Source organism: Mycobacterium sp. 1245805.9 (genome assembly GCF_001672915.1).
Classification (GTDB): Bacteria; Actinomycetota; Actinomycetes; order Mycobacteriales; family Mycobacteriaceae; genus Mycobacterium.
On record NZ_LZKR01000124.1, the window covers coordinates 19,404 to 38,976 of the forward strand.

The following is a 19,573-nucleotide window of genomic DNA, read 5'->3' on the forward strand; positions in this document are numbered from 1 at the left end:
GAGCGCAGCGATGAGGAGGAGCGGCGCCAATGACGGAGCACTTGAAGCTCGGCTACATCGGCCTGGGCAATATGGGCGCGCCGATGGCCACGAAGATGACGGAATGGCCCGGCGGGGTGACGGTCTACGACATCCGGACCGAGGCGATGACGCCGCTTGCCGAGAAGGGCGCCAGCCTGGCAGACAGCGTCGCCGACGTGGCCGCGGCCGACATCATCCACATCACCGTCTTGGACGACGCACAGGTGCGCAAGGTCGTCGGCGAACTTGCGGTGCACGCCAAACCTGGCACGGTCATCGCGATCCACTCGACCATCAGCGACACCACCGCCGTCGAGTTGGCCCGCGAGCTGAAACCGCGCGACATTCATGTCGTCGATGCGCCGGTCAGTGGTGGCGCGGCCGCCGCCGCGAAGGGCGAGCTCGCCACGATGGTGGGGGCCGATCGTGAGGTGTACGAACGGATCAAGCCGGCCTTCAAACACTGGGCCGCGATGGTCGTCCACGCCGGCGAGCCCGGCGCGGGGACGCGAATGAAGCTGGCGCGCAACATGCTGACGTTCACGTCCTACGCCGCCGCGTGCGAAGCTATGAAACTGGCCGAGGCGGCGGGGCTGGACCTACAGGCGCTGGGCAGGGTGGTGCGCCACACCGACGCGCTGACGAGCGGGCCGGGGGCGATCATGGTGCGCGAGAACATGAAAGACCTGGAGCCCGAAAACTTCCTGTACCAACCATTCCTGCACACCCGCGGACTCGGCGAGAAGGACCTGAGCCTGGCGCTAGGTTTGGGTGAGGCGTTGTCGGTCGACCTGCCGCTGGCCCAGCTGGCATTTGAAAACCTGGCGGCCGGCCTCGGGCTACCGCACACAGAGAAAGAAACGTAAATGGACGAGCTGCGCCGCAAGGGCCTCGAGAAGATGAACGAGGTCTACGGCTGGGAGATGCCCAACATCGAGAGCGACCCCTACTTCGACCTGACCGTCGACCACCTCTTCGGCAGCATCTGGACCAGACCCGGGCTGTCGATGCGTGACAAGCGCATCATGACGCTGACCGCGGTCACCGCCGTCGGAAACCGCGACCTCGCCGAGATCCAGATCAACGCCGCACTGCTCAACGGCGAACTGTCCGAGACCGAACTGAAAGAGATGGCCGTCTTCCTCACCCACTATCTCGGGTTCCCGCTCGGCTCGGCGCTCAACGGCGCCGTCGACGCCGTCGTGGCCAAGCGCAAGAAGGCCGCGGCGAAGGGGGCCGCGGAGGACAAGAAGGCCAATGTCAGCGACGCAGTGAAGATGCACAGGGGCAGCGCTTCCGACTAACCCTGCCGAGCAGACGCAGAATCGCACGTTCCGAGGCGGACCCGTGCGATTCTGCGTCTGCTCGCGGGGATGGCGAACCTCAGTAGGGCCGGACGCCGTGGGGCATCACATATTCGGAGATCGGCGCGGAAACACCGTTGACCGTCGTCCCGCCGTTGATGATCCCCGGAACCCTTTCCAGCATGTTGTGCGGAAACCCGAACGTCGGTTTGGTCAGCTCATCGAGCCGGGCCAGCTCGTCGGGTCCGAGCTTGACGTCGACGGCGCGGATGTTGTCGTCGAGCTGCGAGAGCCTGCGCGCCCCGATGATGACGGACGAGACGCCAGGCTGGGCGCGCACCCAGGCCAGCGCCACGGCGGCGACGTTCGTCTCATGCGCCTTCGCGATGATCTCGAGTTCGTCGACCAGCGCGTAGGTCGCCTCGTTGAGGAAGGCGTCAACCATTGCGCCGCGAGCGGCGTTGTGCTGCCCGGTGTTTCGGCGGGTGTACTTGCCGCTGAGCACGCCGCCCTTGAGCGGCGACCAAGGTGTGATGCCGAGCCCGAATTCGGACGCCATCGGCACCAGTTCCTGTTCGATGGAACGTTCCAGCAGCGAGTACTCGACCTGCAGCCCGACGAACGCCGACCAGCCGCGGAAGCGGGCGATGAGGTTGGCTTGGGCGATCTTCCACGCCGGGGTGTCGGAAACGCCGATGTAGCGCACCTTGCCCGCCCGGACGAGGTCGTCGAGCGCCGCCATCGTCTCCTCGATGGGAGTGTTCGCATCCCACATGTGCAGCCAGTACAGGTCGATGTAGTCGGTCTGCAGGCGTCGCAACGAGTTTTCGCACGCGCTGATCAGCGATTTGCGGCCCGACCCGCCACCGTTCGGGTCGCCCGGATACAGGTTGCCGCTGAACTTGGTCGCGATCACCAGCCGGTCGCGACGCGCGGCGTGGCGCCCGACGTGATCGCCGATGATCTTCTCCGAGTGGCTCCTGGTGTAGAAGTTGGCGGTGTCGATGAAGTTGCCGCCGAGTTCGGTGTACCGATCGATGATCTGCTGGGACTCTTCCACACTGGTGCCCCAGCCGAGGTCTTCGCCGAATGTCATTGCGCCGAGGCACAGCGGGCTGACGCGCAAACCGGAGCGTCCGAGCGTCACGTATTGGTCCAGTCGCATTTCCACAGACATAGGATCGCTTTCCTGGTAGATTGTTCGATCATGCGTTTGTTCCATTCCAAACTAGTTCAGATCTGAACGATCGGCAAGTGGATGTCCGCGGTCGACGGGGCCAAGATGTGGTCGCTGAACTATCGGGTGCTCCAGGCGGTCATCTCGTGCACCCAGGCCGATATCTGCGCGCTCGGGCTCGAGACCAAGGAGCTGTTCCTGCTCGCCGAGATCGACGAGCATCCATACCCGGCCGAACTGGCCACGACGCTGAGCATGCCCAAGGCCACGGTAACGGCCTACCTCAAACGGCTTGAGGCCGCGGGATTTGTGCGCCGCGAGATCGACCCCACCGACCTGCGGCGCCATCGGTTGCTGTTAACGCCGGCCGGCCGTCAAACCGCGGCCAACGGCCTCGCGCTGCTGTCGGCGGAGTTCGACAAGCGGCTCGGGCGTCTCACCGCCGCGCAGCAACGAGAGCTCAAAGGCCTGCTGGAGCGAATCGTTTGAGCGCCTGAGCTAGTCTGACCTGTCGTGCGCGTCCTGGTGATCGGTTCCGGTGCCCGTGAGCATGCGCTGTTGCTGGCGCTTCGCGAAGACCCGCAGGTCACCGGCCTGGCCGTCGCCCCGGGCAACGCCGGCACCGGCCGGCTGGCCGAGCAGCACGACGTCGACATCACCTCGGGTGAGGGGGTCGTCGCCCTGGCGCGCGAAGTCCGCGCCGACCTGGTGGTCATCGGCCCCGAGGTGCCGCTGGTGCTCGGGGTGGCTGACGCCGTGCGCGCCGCCGGCATCGTCTGCTTCGGGCCGAGCAAGGACGCCGCCCGCATCGAGGGCTCCAAGGCGTTCGCCAAGGAGGTCATGGCCGCCGCCGGTGTGCGCACCGCGACCAGCGAAATCGTCGACAGCCCAGCGCGTTTGGATGCCGCCCTGGACCGCTTCGGTCCGCCCGCCGGTGACCCCGCCTGGGTGGTGAAGGACGATGCCCTGGCCGCCGGCAAGGGCGTGGTGGTGACCCCCGACCGGGATGCGGCGCGCTCCCACGCGGCAAACCTGCTCGAGTCGGGACACCCGGTGCTGCTGGAGTCCTTTCTCGACGGACCCGAGGTGTCGCTGTTCTGCGTCGTCGACGGCGCCACCGTGGTGCCGCTGTTGCCCGCGCAGGACTTCAAGCGCGTCGGCGACGGCGACAGCGGGCCCAACACCGGTGGCATGGGCGCCTACGCGCCGCTGCCGTGGCTGCCCGACGACCTGTACCGGGAAATCGTCAACGGAATCGTCGAACCCGTTGCGGCGGAACTGGTTAAGCGAGGCAGCCCGTTTTCCGGATTGCTCTACGTCGGCCTGGCAATCACCGCCAAGGGGCCCGCGGTGGTCGAATTCAACTGCCGCTTCGGGGATCCCGAGACCCAGGCAGTGCTGGCGCTGCTGGAGTCGCCGCTCGGCCAGCTGCTGCACGCCGCGGGCAGCGGGACGCTCGCCGATTTCGGTGAGTTGCGTTGGCGTGACGGCGCCGCGGTGACGGTGGTGCTGGCGGCCGAAAACTACCCGGGACGGCCCCGGGTCGGGGACGTCATCGTCGGTTCCGAAGCCGACGGGGTGCTGCACGCGGGAACGGCGCGTCGCGACGACGGCGCGGTCGTCTCGTCGGGCGGCCGGGTGCTGTCGGTGGTGGGCACCGGCGCGGACCTGTCCGCCGCCCGCGCCAACGCCTACCAGATCCTGAGCTCGATCCGATTGCCCGGCAGCCATTTCCGCAGCGACATCGCGCTGGCGGCGGCCGAGGGCAAGGTCAGCGTCTAGAAGCCCGCAACCTGGCCGTCGCGGCGGGGATCGCTCACCGCCAGGTACCCGTCGTCGAGGCGCCAGATCGCCTGGCAGCTGCCGAATTGGATGTAATCGTCGAGGATGACCAGGTCGTGCCCGCGGCGCCGCAGCTCTTCCAGCGTCGCGTCCGGGAACCCGCCCTTCTCGCAGCAGACCTGGGTGCCCTGCACCCACCGGAACCGCGGCCCGTCGCACGCGGCCTGTGGATTCTGCCCGTGGTCGGCGATGCGCACCATCACCTGCACGTGGCCCTGGGGCTGCATGGTGCCGCCCATCACCCCGAAGCTCATCACCGGGTCGCCGTCTTTGGTGACGAACCCGGGGATGATCGTGTGGTAAGGACGCTTGCCCGGCCCGACGCGATTCGGATGGCCCTCGGCCACAACGAAATCCGCGCCCCTGTTTTGCAGCGAGATACCGGTGCCGGGTACCACGACGCCGGATCCGAAATCCATGTAGTTGGACTGGATCATCGACACCATGGTCCCGCTCGCGTCGGCGGCGGTCAGATACACGGTGCCCCCGCCCGGGGTGCCGGCCGACGCCGGCTTTGCCCTCGTCCGATCGATCAGGGCCGCGCGCTCGCGCAGGTATTCCTTGTCCAGTAGGCGGTCCGGAGCAAGGCCCATGTGGTCGATGTCGGCGACATAAGCCTGCGCGTCGGCGAAAGCCAGCTTCACCGCCTCGATCTGCAGGTGCACGCTGTCGGCGGAATCGGCCGGCAGCGAAGGCATGTCGAAGTGTTCCAGGATGCCCAGCGCGATCAGTGCGACGATGCCCTGGCCATTGGGCGGTATCTCGTGCACGGTGTATCCGCGGTAGCCGGCCTCGATCGTGCCGACCCAGTCGGCGCGGTGCGCGGCGAGGTCGCCGGCGCGCATGACGCCTCCGTTGGCCAGCGCGTGCGCTTCCAGTTTGGCGGACAGATCCCCGCGGTAGAACGCCTCGCCGTTGGTCGCGGCGATTCGCTCCAGCGTGGCCGCGTGATCGGGAAACCGAAACAGGTCACCGGGTTTGGGCACCCGGCCGCCGGGCAGGAACGCCTCGGCGAAACCGGGCTGGTCGGCGAACAGCGACGCGTTCGCCTCCCATTGCTTGGCCACGGTCGGCGAAATCAGAAACCCGTTGCGGCCGTAGGAGATCGCCGGTTCGAAAAGCCGCTCGAACGGGAGCCTGCCGAACTTGGCGTGCAACTCGACCCACGCCGACACGGCCCCGGGCACGGTCACGGAATTCCAGCCGACCGCGGGAACGGCGTTGCCGCCGAAGTATTCCGGCGTCCAGCCCGCGGGGGAGCGGCCGGATGCGTTGAGGCCGTGCAATCGCTCGCCGTCCCAGACGATGGCGAACGCGTCGGAGCCGATGCCGTTCGATACCGGCTCCACCAACGTCAGGGTGATGGCGGTGGCGATCGCGCTGTCCACCGCGCCGCCGCCCTCCGCCAGCATGCGCAGACCCGCCTGGGCCGCAAGGGGTTGCGACGTGCACACGACGTTGGCCGCCAGGACGGGCTTTCGCGGCCAGGCGTAGGGGTTGCTCCAACCGAACGGTGTGGTCACCTCCGCGAGCGTAACGCTCGACAGCCGAGCCCTACCCCGTCAGCAGCGGCGCCATCCAGGTCAGCTCGGCCGGCAGTTGCGAGCTCCAGAACTCCCCGTTGTGCCCGCCGGGCGAGAAACCGCCCGCGGGCGGGTTCGGCAGCTGCGCGATGAACTGCTTCGTCGCCGCGTAGAACGGGTCGCTGTCGCCGCAATCGATCCGGATCGGGATCGACGCCAGCGCCGGCATCCCGAACACCGAGTTCGCCGCGAAGTCGTCGGGGCCGTCGAACGCGCCGGGCGCCGCCGCCCCGGACGACAGCCACAACGCCGGGCTCACCGCGCAGATCGCGGCGGTCCGCCCGGCCCCCAGCCGCCCACCGAGCAGCAACGCGCCGTAGCCGCCCATCGACCAGCCCAGGAATGCCACGCGCGACGTGTCCAGGTCCTGGCTGCCGAGCATCGGGATCAGCTCGTTCAGCACCATCGCCCCGGCGTCCTCGCCCGAGGCCCTTTTGTGCCAATAGCCGCCCCCGCCGTCCACGGCGACCACCGCAAACGGCGGCAACCCCGCGTTGACGGCCTGCGCCAGGCCCTGTTCGACGCCGCCGGCCATCACGGTGGAGGCGTCGCTGCCCTTACCGTGCAGCGCGATCACCGGCCGCAGCGCCTTGGTCTGCCCCGGCGGCCGGGCGATCGCCCAGTTGGTGCTGACCCCGCCGCGCGCCGCCGACACGAAGGAGCCCGTCACCATCGTCGGCGCGGCCTGGGCCGGTGCCGCGGGCTCTAACGGGGGTGCCAGGGGCACCTGGCCGGCACCCGTCGACACCGGCGTGGCATGTGACGTTCGGGGCTGGAACAGGGCGTATGCTCCGCTAGCACCGAGAGCCGCGCCGGCGCCGAGACCCAGCAGGGTTCGGCGGCTCAGGTCGGGCATGCGGGCCATCATGCCATGTTCGTTTGGCGGGCCGTTTGGTCGAAATGGCAATGCAGTACCACTTTGGCTGGCACGATGGCTACTCGTGACGGCAGCAGTTACTCCAAAGGGAGAACGTCGACGGTATGCGCTCGTGAGCGCCGCCGCCGAGCTGCTCGCCGAGGGCGGGTTCGAAGCGGTGCGGCACCGGGCGGTCGCCCGGCGCGCCGGCCTGCCCCTGGCCTCCACCACCTACTACTTCTCGTCACTGGACGACCTGATCGCGCGGGCCGTCGAGCACATCGGGATGATCGAGATCGCGCAGCTGCGCTCGCGGGTCAACGCGTTGTCCCGGCGGCGTCGCGGACCCGAGACCACCGCCGAAGTGCTGGCAGACCTGCTGGTAGGCGACCTGTCCGACCCGTCGCTCACCGAGCAATTGATCTCACGCTACGAGCGGCACATCGCCTGCACCCGGCTGCCCGCCCTGCGCGAAACCATGCGACGCAGCCTGCGCCAGCGCGCCGAAGCGGTGGCCGAGGCGCTGGAGCGATCCGGCCGATCCGTGCGCATCGAGCTGGTATGCACGCTGATCTGCGCGGTCGACGGGTCGGTGGTCTCCGCCCTGGTCGAGGGCGGCGATCCCGCCGCCGCCGCGCTGAACACCGTGGTCGAACTGGTCGACGTACTGGCGCCCATCGACCCGCGCCCGGTCCAGATCTGAGCCGTCACGGCAGCGACGGCGTCACGATGGCCCCGGTCGCCACATCGCCGTAGATCGTGACGTCGGCCGGGCGGCGCTGGGCGTACAACGCGACGTAGGCGCAGACGACGGCGTCGACCGGATCTTCCGCGCGGCGCAGTTCGCTTTTGCGTTGCGCGGCGACGACTAGTTCGCGCAGCTGGGCCCAGCCGCCATGGCTCTCGACGTGCAGCGGCACCGCGGCGTGCGCGAGCCTTTCGATGCCGTCCATCAGGAGCAGCAGTTCCGATTTGAGCCGCGCGACGTCGCGACCCGGCTTGGCCTTGTACTTGAGGGTCCGCTCGAGCCGGAACAGCACGACGGTCGCCGAATGCGGGTAGACCTCGATGGCGCGCCGCGCGCCGGGCGACCGCGGGTCCATGTCGAGGTCCAGCGTCTGGGCCAGCCGCGCCGCCCGCGGCGTGTCGGCGAACTCCGGTTTGGCGGTGTTGCACGGATGGGCGCCGGCTTCGAACCTGCGGAAATCACGGTTGAGCGCCGCCTCGGCGGGCCGTTGGCCTCCTGCGTTGGTCACCACCAGCGGCGCGTCGAACGCCACCACGCAATCGCCGCCGACATAGGGAGCCAACGCGGCGAGCACGTCGGCGTCGTCGCGGGCGGCCCCGAGATGCACGAGATGGCCGGCGGCGTCGACCACCGCGACGCCGGTCGGCTTGCGGCCGCCCCAGGCCAGGTCAACGCCCGCGAAGTACACGGCGCACATTGTGCCGCGAAAGTGCAACTACCGGCGCCCCTACTCGGCGAATGCGTCGGCAGTCGCACTCTCGCGGCGCTGGACGAACCGTAAGCTGTGTGCTTGTGAGCATTCCGAACGTGCTGGCTACCCGGTACGCCAGCGCCGAGATGGTCGCGATCTGGTCGCCGGAGGCCAAGGTCGTCGCGGAGCGGCGGCTCTGGCTGGCCGTGCTGCGGGCCCAGGCCGAGCTTGGAGTGGACGTTCCCCCCGAGGCGATCGCCGACTACGAGCGCGCGCTCGAGGACGTCGACCTGGCCTCGATCGCCAACCGCGAGCGCGCGCTGCGCCACGACGTCAAGGCCCGCATCGAGGAATTCAACGCGCTCGCCGGCCACGAGCACGTGCACAAGGGGATGACGAGCCGCGACCTCACCGAGAACGTCGAACAGTTGCAGATCCGGCGGTCGCTGGAATTGGTTTTCTCCCACGGCGTCGCGGTGGCCGCCCGGCTCGCCGAGCGCGCCGTGGCCTATCGCGACCTGGTGATGGCCGGGCGCAGCCACAACGTCGCCGCGCAGGCCACCACATTGGGCAAGCGGTTCGCCTCGGCGGCCCAGGAGACGCTGATCGCGTTGGGCCGGTTGGGGGATCTGATCGACCGGTATCCGCTGCGCGGCATCAAGGGCCCGATGGGCACCGCGCAGGACATGCTCGACCTGCTCGGCGGGGACGCGGCCAAGCTGACCGAGCTCGAAGGACGCATCGCCGACTTTCTGGGCTTCGCAACGGTTTTGACCAGCGTCGGGCAGATCTACCCGCGCTCGCTGGACCACGACGTGATCTCCGCGCTGGTGCAGCTGGGCGCCGGGCCGTCGTCGATGGCGCACACCATCCGGCTGATGGCCGGGCACGAGCTCGTCACCGAGGGCTTCGCCGAAGGGCAGGTCGGCTCGTCGGCGATGCCGCACAAGATGAACACCCGCAGTTGCGAACGGGTCAACGGGCTGCAGGTGGTGCTGCGCGGCTACGCCTCCATGGCCGCCGAGCTGGCGGGTGCGCAGTGGAACGAGGGCGACGTGTTCTGCTCGGTGGTGCGCCGAGTCGCGTTGCCGGACAGCTTCTTCGCCGTCGACGGGCAGATCGAGACGTTCCTGACCGTGCTCGACGAGTTCGGCGCCTACCCGGCCGTGATCGCCCACGAGCTGGATCGCTACCTGCCGTTCCTGGCCACCACCAAGGTGCTGATGGCCGCCGTGCGCGCCGGCATGGGCCGCGAGGCCGCCCACCACGTGATCCGGGAACACGCGGTGGCGACGGCGCTGGCCATGCGGGAACGCGGCGCCGAGCCCGACCTGCTCGACCGGTTGGCCGCCGACGAGCGCCTCCCGCTGGACCGAGCGGCGCTGGACGCCGCGCTGGCCGACAAAAAGGCGTTCACCGGGGCCGCCGGTGACCAGGTGGACGAGGTCGTCGCGGCAGTGGACGCATTGGTGAGCCGCTACCCGGACGCGGCCAAATACACCCCGGGCGCGATCCTGTGACTCTCGCGAGCGCGCTCTCGGGGATCGATTTCACCGACCTCGACAACTTCGCCGGTGGGTTCCCGCACGAGCTGTTCGCCGTGCATCGGCGCGAGGCGCCGGTGTACTGGCACGAGCCGACCGAGAACACGCCCGACGGCGAGGGCTTCTGGTCCGTCGCCACGTACGCGGAAACCCTTGAGGTGCTGAAGGATCCGGCCACGTACTCGTCGGTCACCGGTGGGCAACGGCCATACGGGGGCACGCTGCTGCAGGACCTGGCCATCGCCGGCCAGGTGCTCAACATGATGGACGACCCCCGCCACACCCAGATCCGGCGACTCGTCAGCTCCGGGCTGACGCCGCGCATGATCGGCCGCGTCGAGGACGACCTGCGGACCCGGGCGCGCGGGCTGCTCGATTCGGTGGTGCCGGGCGAACCGTTCGACTTCCTGGTCGACATCGCCGCCGAACTGCCGATGCAGATGATCTGCATCCTGCTGGGAGTTCCCGAATCCGAACGGCATTGGCTGTTCGAGGCAATCGAGCCGCAGTTCGACTTCGGCGGCTCGCGCAAGGCTTCGTTATCGCAGCTGTCCGAGGCGGAGGCCGGCTCGCGGATGTATGCCTACGGCCAGGAGTTGATCGCCTCCAAGCGCGCCGAGCCCACCGACGACATGCTGTCCATCGTCGCGAACGCCACGGTCGACGACGAGAACGCGCCGGCGCTGTCCGATCTCGAGCTGTACCTGTTCTTCAGCCTGCTGTTCAGCGCCGGCGCGGAGACGACGCGCAACGCGGTGGCCGGCGGCCTGCTGGCGCTGGCCGACCACCCGGACCAATTGCGCACGCTGCGTTCGGATTTCGCCCTGTTGCCGACGGCGGTCGAGGAGATGGTGCGGTGGACGTCGCCGTCGCCGTCGAAGCGGCGCACTGCCACCCGCGACGTCACGCTCGGCGGGCAGTCCATCCGGGCGGGACAGAAGGTCCAGATCTGGGAGGGCTCGGCCAACCGCGACGCCGACGTCTTCGACCGCGCCGACGAATTCGACATCAACCGGAAGCCGAACCCGCACTTGGGATTCGGCCAGGGGATCCACTATTGCCTGGGCGCCAACCTGGCCCGGCTGGAGCTGCGGGTGCTGTTCGAGGAGCTGCTGACGCGCTTCGGTGCCGTGCGGGTCGCCGGGCCCGTCGAATGGACGCGCAGCAATCGGCACACCGGCATCCGGCACCTGGTTGTGGAGCTACGCGAGGGACAGTGACGCTCCGGCCTGCGCCGGATCAACCATCGGCCGATTTGCTGCGGTTCGCCGCTGTGTGGTGGGCGCTGGTGTTCCCGCTGGGCATGTATTCTGCCGCCAGCTACGCCATGGCAGCGAAATCGGTCAACATTGGCTGACCACGGTTTCGCTGGTCTTCTTCTGGGACGCGTTGGCGGCGTGGCTGATTGTGGTTGTCGCCTGGTCGCCGCGCGTGTCGCGGCTGGTGGGTGTCGACCGGTAAGCGCAAATTCCCGCCTCGGGCTGACCAGTCGTCGGGGAACCTGCATAATCTCCCCGTGACCAATACTTCGCGTGTTCGCTCGTTCGTTGTTGCACTGCTCGCTGCGCTGCCGATGCTGGCGATTCCGCTCGCCGCCGCGGACCCGCCGCAGGGTGCCCACATCACCGATATCCAGCACGTCAACGACCGTTGGGACAAGGTTTCCGTCTACTCGCCCTCGATGAACACCGTCATCGTCAACGATGTCTACAAGGCTCCCAACGCGGGCGCACCCACCTTCTACCTGTTGCCGGGTATCGACGGCGCCGAGAACAGCGCTTGGTTCGGCATGACCGACATCCAGGGCTTCTTCGCCAACAAGAACGTCAATGTCGTCGCCCCGCTCGGCGGTCCCTTCAGCTGGTGGACCAACTGGGTCAACGACGGCGGCAAGCAATACCAGACCTACATGACCAGGGAGCTACCCCCGCTGATCAACGCGCAGTACCACGCCAACGGCAAGAACGCGGTCGGCGGACTGTCCAGCACCGGTGGCACCGCGATCGATTACGCCGTCCAGGCCCCGGGAGTCTTCAGGGCCGTCGCTTCCTACAGCGGTTTTCCGTCCGTCTCCGACCCCGATGAGGCGCAACAGGTCTCGCTGACCCTTGCCAGCGGCGGCCAAAGCGCCGAGAACATGTGGGGACCGCTGGGCGGCCCCGAATGGGTGGCCCACGACCCGTCGAAGAACGCCGGGAAGCTCAGGGGCGTCGCGGTTTACGCCGCCGCGTCCGGCAGCGGCGGCGTGGGCGACGTCGACCGGCTGCCCGCGGGCTTCGGGCCGAACGTCGCCGGTGGGCTCATCGAACGCATCACCGCGGACAGCACCAAGCGGTTCGCCGATGCGGCGAACGCCGCCGGGCTGCGGATCACCTACATCGTTCGTCCCGAGGGCTCGCACACCTGGGGCCTCTTCGAGTCGGAGATGCAGGAGTCCTGGAACACCACCGTCGGACCGGCGCTCGGCGCGTAGCCGGGTTAGCGGTCGCGCAGCGCGATTCCGGCCGACCGTAGTTCGAGCGCGGCCAGCGCCCGGATGGTGGCCGGATCCTCGCGGCGCCACTCGCCGACCGGGTCCGCGCTGATCGCGGCCAGCTTGCGCGGCGCCCGGGTCGTCAGGGCCCGCAGCGCCAGCAGCTGTTCGCCGGCCGGGGTCGCGGCCAGGCCGCTGACGGTCCACTTGCGCCGGAAGAAGCGCAGCCGCAGCAACAGCCACGGGATGACCACGATGAGCAGCGGCACGGCGACGACGGCCAGCGCCGCCAGTACCGCGAGCCAGCCCGCGGTGGTCTCCAGGCTGTGCCCGGCCCCCGCGATGTCGAGGGCGGCCGCGCTGGCCGACGCGAGTGGCTTGCTGACCGCATCGCCGAGCACCGGGATGTTGTGCGCGCCCTGGCCGGCTGACGCCAGGTTGCCCGCGACACCGTTCGCGCCGATCTCGACCTGCCGGCCGGCCTCGGCGATGGTCGAGATGGCGTCGTAGACGGCCGTGCCGACGACGAGCCATAGCGCCGTCCACAGGAAGATGGCGAAGTCGCTGAAGAGTTGGACGGCCAGCCGGCCGGGGGTGGTGGCGTAGGGCAGAACCCGCGAGGGCAGCGATGTCATAGCGCAATACCAGCACAGGGCCGGGCGTCCGGCGCCCGATAGGCTGGCTCGATGCGCCCTGCACTGTCCGAGTACGAGCATCTGGCCAGCGGCAAGGTCCGCGAGATCTACCGCGTCGACGACGAGCACCTGCTGCTGGTGGCGAGCGACCGGATCTCCGCGTACGACTACGTCCTGGACAGCACGATCCCGGACAAGGGGCGCATCCTTACCGCGATGAGCGTGTTCTTTTTCGGCCTCGTGGACGCCCCGAATCACCTGGCCGGGCCGCCCGACGACCCGCGCATCCCCGACGAGGTGCTCGGTCGCGCGCTGGTGGTGCGGCGGCTCGAGATGCTTCCGGTGGAGTGCGTGGCCCGGGGGTACCTGACCGGCTCGGGGCTGATCGACTACCAGGCGACCGGCAAGGTCTGCGGCATCGCGCTGCCGCCGGGCCTGGTGGAGGCCAGTAAGTTCGCGAATCCGCTGTTCACTCCGGCGACGAAGGCGGCGCTGGGGGACCACGACGAGAACATTTCGTTCGCCCGGGTGATCGAGCTGGTGGGTGCGGTGCGGGCCAACCAGCTGCGCGACCGCACGCTGCAGATCTACGTTCAGGCCGCCGACCACGCGCTCACGAGGGGAATCATCATCGCCGACACCAAGTTCGAATTCGGCACCGACCGCGACGGCAACCTGCTGCTGGCCGACGAAATCTTCACCCCGGATTCCTCGCGGTATTGGCCGGCCCGCGATTACCGCGCCGGTGTGGTCCAGACCAGCTTCGACAAGCAGTTCGTCCGCAACTGGCTGACCAGCCCCGAGTCCGGGTGGGATCGCCACGGGTCGGCACCCCCGCCGCCGCTGCCCGACGACATCATCGACGCCACGCGAAGCCGTTATATCGAGGCTTACGAGCGCATTTCGGGCCTGAGCTTCGGCGACTGGATCGGTCCGGGCGCATGACGGACGCCGCACTGGACGCGCCCACGCCGCCCGTCGCGAAGCGGGTGGAAACCCGGCGGGAATTCCACGGTGACGTGTTCATCGATCCGTACGAATGGTTGCGCGACAAGGCCGACCCGGAGGTCATCGGCTACCTGGAGGCCGAGAACGATTACGTCGACGCGATGACGGCGCACCTGGAACCGTTGCGGCAGAAGATCTTCGACGAGATCAAGTCGCGCACCAAGGAGACGGACCTGTCGGTGCCGACTCGGCAAGGCGACTGGTGGTACTACGCCCGCACCTTCGAGGGAAAGCAGTACCGCGTCCAGTGCCGTTGCCCGGTCGCAGATCCCGATGACTGGGACCCGCCGATCCTCGACGAGAACACCGAAATCCCCGGCGAGCAGGTCTTGCTCGACTCGAATGCGGAGGCCGAAGGCCACGAGTTCTTCGCCCTGGGCGCCGCGACGGTCAGCCTGGACGCCAACCTCCTGGCGTACTCCGTTGATACCGTCGGCGACGAACGTTATACCCTGCGGTTCAGGGACTTACGCACCGGCGAGCAGTTGCCCGACGAGATCGCCGACATCGCTGCGGGGGCCACCTGGGCGGCCGACAACCGCACGGTCTACTACCTGACCCTGGACCCGGCTCATCGCCCCGACAAGGTCTGGCGCTACCGGCTCGGCGCAGGCGAGCCGTCGGAGCTGGTGTATCACGAAGCCGACGAACGGTATTGGCTCGGCGTTGGGCTCACCCGAAGTGAGAAGTACGTGTTCATCGCCGCGGGCTCGTCGATCACCTCCGAGATCCACTACGCCGACTCCGCCGACCCGCAAGCACCGTTCACCGTCGTGCTGCCGCGGCGCGAAGGCGTCGAGTATTCGGTCGAGCATGCGGTGGTCGGCGGGGAGGACCGGTTCCTGATCCTGCACAACGACGGCGCGGTCAACTTCACGCTCACCGAGGCGCCCGTCAGCGATCCGACGCGGCAGCGCACCCTGATCCCGCACCGCGACGACGTCCGGCTGGACGGGCTGGATGCCTTCGCCCGCCATCTGGTCGTCAGCTACCGCCGCGAGGCGTTGCCGCGGATTCAGTTGTGGCCCATCGGTTCCGACGGTCAATACGGTGAGCCCGAGGAGATCTCGTTCGACTCGGAGCTGATGTCGAGCGGGCTTGGCGGCAACCCGACCTGGGATTCGCCCAAGCTGCGGATCAGGGCGGGGTCGTTGGTCACCCCGGCGCAGGTTTACGACATCGACCTCGCCACCGGTGAGCGCACGTTGCTGCGCGAACAGCCCGTCCTCGGCGGCTACCGGCCCGCCGACTACGTGGAGCGGCGCGACTGGGCGCGCGCGGACGACGGGACCCGAATCCCGGTGTCGATCGTGCACCGCGCTGACCTCGAATTCCCGGCGCCGGCACTGCTCTACGGCTACGGCGCTTACGAGATATGCACCGACCCAAGCTTTTCCATCGCCCGCCTGTCGCTACTAGACCGGGGCATGGTGTTCGCCATCGCCCATGTCCGCGGCGGCGGTGAGATGGGCCGGCTGTGGTACGAGCACGGCAAACTCCTGGAGAAGAAGAACACCTTCACCGACTTCGTCGCGGTGGCAAGGCATTTGGTGGATTCGGGCCTGACCCGACCGCAGCAGCTGGTCGCGCTGGGTGGCAGCGCGGGTGGCCTGTTGGTGGGCGCGGTGGCCAATCTGGCACCGGAGCTGTTCGCCGGCGTCCTCGCGCAGGTTCCGTTCGTCGACCCGCTGACCACCATCCTCGATCCGTCGCTGCCGCTGACCGTCACCGAATGGGACGAGTGGGGAAACCCGTTGAGCGACAGCGATGTCTACTCGTACATGAAGTCGTATTCGCCCTACGAGAATGTCGCGGCCAGACGGTACCCGGCCATCCTTGCGATGACGTCATTGAACGACACCCGGGTGTACTACGTCGAGCCCGCCAAGTGGGTCGCGGCGCTGCGGCACGCCAACACCGACGGCAACCCGATCCTGTTGAAGACTCAGATGAACGCGGGGCACGGCGGCGTCAGCGGTCGCTACAAGGCCTGGCAGGAAACCGCGTTCCAGTACGCCTGGCTGTTAGCCGCTGCCGACCGCGACCGCTACGGCAGCGGCCAGGAAGACGACCTGGATCGCGGCGCGCAGGGGTAATCGGGTCGTCATCGACTTGGGGGGATCGGGCATCCGGGAGGCGTAGACGTTGGCCGGGAACATGACCAGCATCAGCACCAGGAGGCAGACCGCCGCCGCCACCCGGGTCACCGGAAGCAGCAGGCCCGCCGCCCCGAGCAGCTCCAGCAGCCCGGTGATGGTGACCAGGTAGCCCGGGGCGGGCAGGCGCGGCGGCACGATCGCGATGAGGTCGCGTCGCAGCGGCGGCGCGAAGTGTGAAAACCCGGTCAGCAGGAACATCGCCGCCAGCCCGACGGCAAGCGCGGCGGTCCAGCTGTTGACGTAAGCGACGCCGAGCCAGCCGATGCTGCGGGCGGCGATGGTGGCCACTAAAAGCGTGATTAACGGGGCCATTTCAATTCCAATCTAGACAGTGACAAGATTCTAGCATCAGAAGGTAAACTACTATCTAGTCACTGTCAAGTTTGGCCGCTATGCTGGCTTGATGACCCGCCCCAACTACCACCACGGCGACCTGCGCGCGGTGATCCTCGCCGAGGCCGCGCGCCAGGTGGCCGAGCGAGGCGCCGATGGGATCTCGCTACGGGAGCTGGCCCGCGGCGCGGGCGTGTCGCATGCCGCCCCCGCCCACCACTTCACCGATCGGCGCGGGTTGTTCACCGCGCTGGCCACCGAGGGTTTTCGACTGCTGACCGAGGCGCTGACCCGAGCCCGGGGCCGCTTCACCGACGCCGCCGTGGCCTACGTGCGGTTCGCCCTGGAGCACCCCGGCCACTATCAGGTGATGTTCAACAGGTCGCTGCTGGACGCCGCGGACGCCGAACTGGCCGCCGCCGAGGCCGCCGCCGGGGCCGAGCTGTCCCGTGGCGTCGCGACGCTGCGGGATCCCAACGCGCGGGCCGATCCCGCCGCCGCGCAGCTGGCGGCCTGGTCACTCGTGCACGGGTTTTCGACGCTGTGGCTCAACGACGCTGTCAACGCTGCGATCAAACAGGCCGATCCGATGGACACCGTGCTGCGGATCGCGACCATGCTGTTCGAGGGCTAGTCGAGATCCTCGCCCGCCGTTACGATCGCTGGCTGCTTCGGTAGGAACATCGCCGGGATGACCGTCAGCGTCACCAATACGGCCGCGATCACGAATACCGTTGTGTACGCATGGGAAAGGTCGTGCAGCACGCTGTCCGAGAAGCCGGGGGCGAGGGCCTTGGCGGGTATCGCCGACGGGTCGACCGGCACCCCGGTGGCGGCGGCTTTCTGCTGCAGGGCCGCGAGTTTGTTTGCCGCGGCGATATTCTCACTGCGGTTGAATTGGTTGGTGACGATCATGGACATCAACGCGGTCCCCACCGAGCCGCCCACCTGATGGCTGACGCTCATCAGCGTTGTGCCGCGGGCGATCTGGTGTGGGGACAGCGCCTGCACCGACGCGACGGAGAGCGGCATCATGGTGCATCCCATGCCCAGACCCATGACCGCCAGGGCCGCCAACAGCGTGGGCACGTATCCCGCCTGCCGGGCCACGCCGAACGCGAAGGCACCCAGGCCAACGGTGATCAGCGCGATGCCGATCAGCACGATCTTGCCCGGCCCCTGCCGGTCCACCAGCGGGCCGGTCAACCGCATGGTGAGCATGGCACCCAGCCCCTGCGGGATCATGTGCACGCCGGCCTGCATCGGCGTCTGGTGCAGCACCTGCTGGAAATAGCTGGGGAGCAGCAGGCCGGCGCCGAAAAACGCTGCGGCGAACAGCACCATCGTCACGTTGGCCTGGCTGATCACCTTGTTTTGGAACAACCGCAGGTCGATCAGGGGGTGATCGGTGCGGCGCCGGGCGTGCAGGACGAATCCCGCGATCAACAAGAGTCCGATGGTCGCCGGTATCAGGACGCGACGGTCGGCCACCGTCCCGCAGCGCGGGACCGAGGACACCGCGAACAGGAACGTCGCCAGCCCGGGTGAGAGCAGCAGCCCGCCGACGACATCGAACGTCTCCGAGCGCGCCGGGTGATCCCGGGGAAACACCAGCGCCGCCAGGACCAGCGTCAGGACCCCGATCGGCAGGTTGATCAGGAAGATCCACCTCCAGCTGGAGGTGTCGATAAGCCAGCCGCCCAGGATGGGCCCACCGATCGGGGCGAGCAGCATCGGGATGCTCAGGATCGACATCAGGCGGCCGAGGCGCGCGGGGCCGGCCTCGCGGGTCATGATCACGAATCCCAGCGGCATCAGCATGCCGCCGCCGACGCCCTGCACCACTCGAAACACGATGAGCTGCAGGATGCTTGACGCGACCGCGCACAGCAGCGAGCCCAGCGCGAACGCCACCACCGATCCCATGAATAGTCGTTTGGTGCCGAACCTGTCGGCGGCCCAACCTGTCAACGGGATCACGGTCGCCAGGGCCAGCGTGTAGCCGGTCATCGTCCAGGCGACGACGGCCTGCGACGAGCCGAATTGGTCGATAAAGGTGCGTTGCGCGACGGCCACGACGGTGACGTCCAGGATCGCCATCACGGTGGCCAGCAGACACACTCCGGAGACCCGTAACAGCCTGGCGTCGAGCCTGTCGGGGTAGACGTGGGCGCCCGGAAGCTCACGGGGAGCGGTGGGCGGCGGAGTGTCGGCCGCTGCTGAGCGTGCCTTGTCCATGGCGTTGCTTAGCATATCGAATCGTTTGTTTCCGCCGGCGCCGGGACGCGTTTGCTGTCGCGGCCCATTCGGGCGCCCAGGGCGCGCGCAGATTCGCTGCTTGCGGGCTTGCCGGGCCGAATTTCCACCTGGGCCGATATACGCCTGCCGTCTGCGTGTCCTTCACCATCCCGACACCTGGAATCGTCAAACTGCAGGTGTGTCTGGAAAATTGATCGTCTCGGTCTCCGGGATCGGTGAACGGACCCTGGGCGACGTCGAGGCGTTCTGTGCGCAAATGGACGCCCGCAAGGTCCCAGTCTCGTTGCTGGTTGCTCCGCGGCTCAAGGGCGACTACCGGCTCGACCGCGACCCGCGCACGGTGGAGTGGCTGACCGCGCGCCGCGCCGGCGGCGACGCCATCGTGCTGCACGGCTACGACGACCCCGCAACGAAGAAGCGCCGCGGCGAATTCGCGGTGCTGCGCGCGCACGAGGCCAACCTGCGACTCATGGGCGCCGACCGGGTGCTCGAGCACCTCGGGCTGCGCACCCGCCTGTTCGCGGCACCGGGTTGGGTGGTGTCCCCGGGCGTGGTCAAGGCGTTGCCGCAGAACGGCTTTCGGCTGCTTGCCGACCTGCACGGCATCACCGACCTGGTCCGGCACAGCACGGTCCGCACCCGGGTGCTGGGCATCGGCGAGGGCTTCCTGACCGAGCCGTGGTGGTGCCGCATGGTCGTGCTGTCCGCCGAGCGCATCGCGCGTCGCGGCGGCATCGTGCGGGTGGCCGTCGCCGCGCACCAACTGCGCAAGCCCGGGCCGCTGCAGGCGATGCTGGACGCCGTCGACCTGGCGTCGATGCACGGTTGCACTCCGACGGTGTACAACTGGCGGCCCCACAGCGCGGTCCTCGACGCCGCCTGACCCAGCGTCTGATTGGCCCGCCGGCGGCGGGCATTACCCTGTTGCCACATGAGCGAT

Annotated in this window: 19 protein-coding genes; 12 read left to right on the forward strand and 7 right to left on the reverse strand. The window is 68.4% G+C overall.

Annotated elements, in window-relative coordinates:
• Nucleotides 1-29 precede the first annotated feature (29 nt).
• Together A9X00_RS17090 and A9X00_RS17095 are read left to right on the forward strand one after the other, a co-directional pair.
• Nucleotides 30-887 carry an NAD(P)-dependent oxidoreductase gene (locus A9X00_RS17090; RefSeq protein ID WP_067155717.1) on the forward strand — a complete coding sequence of 286 codons (858 nt, stop codon included), beginning with the start codon at nt 30-32 and terminating at the stop codon, nt 885-887.
• The gene (locus tag A9X00_RS17095) at nt 888-1,325 is read left to right on the forward strand and encodes a carboxymuconolactone decarboxylase family protein (protein ID WP_067155720.1); all 438 of its coding nucleotides are present in this window, start codon (nt 888-890) and stop codon (nt 1,323-1,325) included.
• Between the two features lie 79 nt (nt 1,326-1,404).
• Here A9X00_RS17095 and A9X00_RS17100 read toward each other — a convergent pair whose 3' ends face one another.
• Nucleotides 1,405-2,490 (reverse strand): aldo/keto reductase, encoded by a 1,086-nt coding sequence (locus tag A9X00_RS17100; protein WP_067155766.1) that lies wholly within the window; start codon nt 2,488-2,490, stop codon nt 1,405-1,407.
• A gap of 93 nt (nt 2,491-2,583) precedes the next feature.
• Between A9X00_RS17100 and A9X00_RS17105 the strand changes: the two genes are divergently transcribed.
• On the forward strand, nt 2,584-2,991 hold the full coding sequence (locus A9X00_RS17105) for a MarR family winged helix-turn-helix transcriptional regulator (RefSeq protein ID WP_067155723.1): 408 nt from the start codon (nt 2,584-2,586) through the stop codon (nt 2,989-2,991).
• Between the two features lie 24 nt (nt 2,992-3,015).
• Nucleotides 3,016-4,284 (forward strand): phosphoribosylamine--glycine ligase, encoded by a 1,269-nt coding sequence (purD, locus tag A9X00_RS17110; RefSeq protein WP_067155726.1) that lies wholly within the window; start codon nt 3,016-3,018, stop codon nt 4,282-4,284.
• Here the strand turns inward: purD and A9X00_RS17115 are convergent.
• Nucleotides 4,281-5,867, reverse strand: coding sequence for a gamma-glutamyltransferase family protein (locus A9X00_RS17115; RefSeq protein ID WP_067155729.1), 1,587 nt, complete (start codon nt 5,865-5,867; stop codon nt 4,281-4,283). The two genes, purD and A9X00_RS17115, sit on opposite strands and share 4 nt — an antisense overlap.
• 31 nt (nt 5,868-5,898) lie before the next feature.
• Nucleotides 5,899-6,795: an esterase gene (locus tag A9X00_RS17120; RefSeq protein WP_067155731.1), complete on the reverse strand. Its 897-nt coding sequence runs from the start codon at nt 6,793-6,795 to the stop codon at nt 5,899-5,901.
• Nucleotides 6,796-6,868: 73 nt separating this feature from the next.
• Here A9X00_RS17120 and A9X00_RS17125 point away from each other — a divergent pair, with 73 nt between their 5' ends.
• Nucleotides 6,869-7,486 (forward strand): TetR/AcrR family transcriptional regulator, encoded by a 618-nt coding sequence (locus tag A9X00_RS17125; RefSeq protein ID WP_067155734.1) that lies wholly within the window; start codon nt 6,869-6,871, stop codon nt 7,484-7,486.
• A gap of 4 nt (nt 7,487-7,490) precedes the next feature.
• Here A9X00_RS17125 and A9X00_RS17130 read toward each other — a convergent pair whose 3' ends face one another.
• Nucleotides 7,491-8,219 (reverse strand): DUF429 domain-containing protein, encoded by a 729-nt coding sequence (locus tag A9X00_RS17130; RefSeq protein ID WP_067155769.1) that lies wholly within the window; start codon nt 8,217-8,219, stop codon nt 7,491-7,493.
• A 104-nt stretch (nt 8,220-8,323) separates the two neighbouring features.
• On the opposite strand from A9X00_RS17130, the gene purB reads away from it, so the two are divergent.
• The 3 genes from purB (at nt 8,324) to A9X00_RS17150 (ending at nt 12,239) form a co-directional block, all read left to right on the forward strand.
• Nucleotides 8,324-9,742: an adenylosuccinate lyase gene (purB, locus tag A9X00_RS17135; RefSeq protein ID WP_067155737.1), complete on the forward strand. Its 1,419-nt coding sequence runs from the start codon at nt 8,324-8,326 to the stop codon at nt 9,740-9,742.
• On the forward strand, nt 9,739-10,986 hold the full coding sequence (locus tag A9X00_RS17140) for a cytochrome P450 (protein WP_067155740.1): 1,248 nt from the start codon (nt 9,739-9,741) through the stop codon (nt 10,984-10,986). The genes purB and A9X00_RS17140 overlap by 4 nt, the downstream gene beginning before the upstream one ends.
• A gap of 296 nt (nt 10,987-11,282) precedes the next feature.
• Entirely contained in the window at nt 11,283-12,239 is a 957-nt protein-coding gene (locus tag A9X00_RS17150; protein ID WP_156772141.1) for an alpha/beta hydrolase family protein, read from the forward strand.
• A 5-nt stretch (nt 12,240-12,244) separates the two neighbouring features.
• Here the strand turns inward: A9X00_RS17150 and A9X00_RS17155 are convergent, their stop codons facing one another.
• A complete protein-coding gene (locus A9X00_RS17155) occupies nt 12,245-12,865 on the reverse strand; it encodes a hypothetical protein (RefSeq protein ID WP_067155776.1) in 621 nt (206 codons plus the stop codon).
• A 60-nt stretch (nt 12,866-12,925) separates the two neighbouring features.
• On the opposite strand from A9X00_RS17155, the gene A9X00_RS17160 reads away from it, so the two are divergent.
• Together A9X00_RS17160 and A9X00_RS17165 are read left to right on the forward strand one after the other, a co-directional pair.
• Entirely contained in the window at nt 12,926-13,819 is an 894-nt protein-coding gene (locus tag A9X00_RS17160; protein WP_067155746.1) for a phosphoribosylaminoimidazolesuccinocarboxamide synthase, read from the forward strand.
• On the forward strand, nt 13,816-15,978 hold the full coding sequence (locus tag A9X00_RS17165) for a S9 family peptidase (RefSeq protein ID WP_067155749.1): 2,163 nt from the start codon (nt 13,816-13,818) through the stop codon (nt 15,976-15,978). The genes A9X00_RS17160 and A9X00_RS17165 overlap by 4 nt, the downstream gene beginning before the upstream one ends.
• Here the strand turns inward: A9X00_RS17165 and A9X00_RS17170 are convergent.
• Nucleotides 15,907-16,353 (reverse strand): DoxX family protein, encoded by a 447-nt coding sequence (locus tag A9X00_RS17170; protein WP_067155752.1) that lies wholly within the window; start codon nt 16,351-16,353, stop codon nt 15,907-15,909. The genes A9X00_RS17165 and A9X00_RS17170 overlap by 72 nt on opposite strands.
• Nucleotides 16,354-16,444: 91 nt before the next feature.
• Here A9X00_RS17170 and A9X00_RS17175 point away from each other — a divergent pair, with 91 nt between their 5' ends.
• Entirely contained in the window at nt 16,445-17,008 is a 564-nt protein-coding gene (locus A9X00_RS17175) for a TetR/AcrR family transcriptional regulator (RefSeq protein ID WP_067155755.1), read from the forward strand.
• Here the strand turns inward: A9X00_RS17175 and A9X00_RS17180 are convergent.
• Nucleotides 17,005-18,627, reverse strand: coding sequence for a DHA2 family efflux MFS transporter permease subunit (locus tag A9X00_RS17180; protein WP_369830764.1), 1,623 nt, complete (start codon nt 18,625-18,627; stop codon nt 17,005-17,007). The genes A9X00_RS17175 and A9X00_RS17180 overlap by 4 nt on opposite strands.
• 184 nt (nt 18,628-18,811) lie before the next feature.
• Between A9X00_RS17180 and A9X00_RS17185 the strand changes: the two genes are divergently transcribed.
• Nucleotides 18,812-19,516 (forward strand): DUF2334 domain-containing protein, encoded by a 705-nt coding sequence (locus tag A9X00_RS17185; protein ID WP_067155761.1) that lies wholly within the window; start codon nt 18,812-18,814, stop codon nt 19,514-19,516.
• Nucleotides 19,517-19,573: the final 57 nt, after the last annotated feature.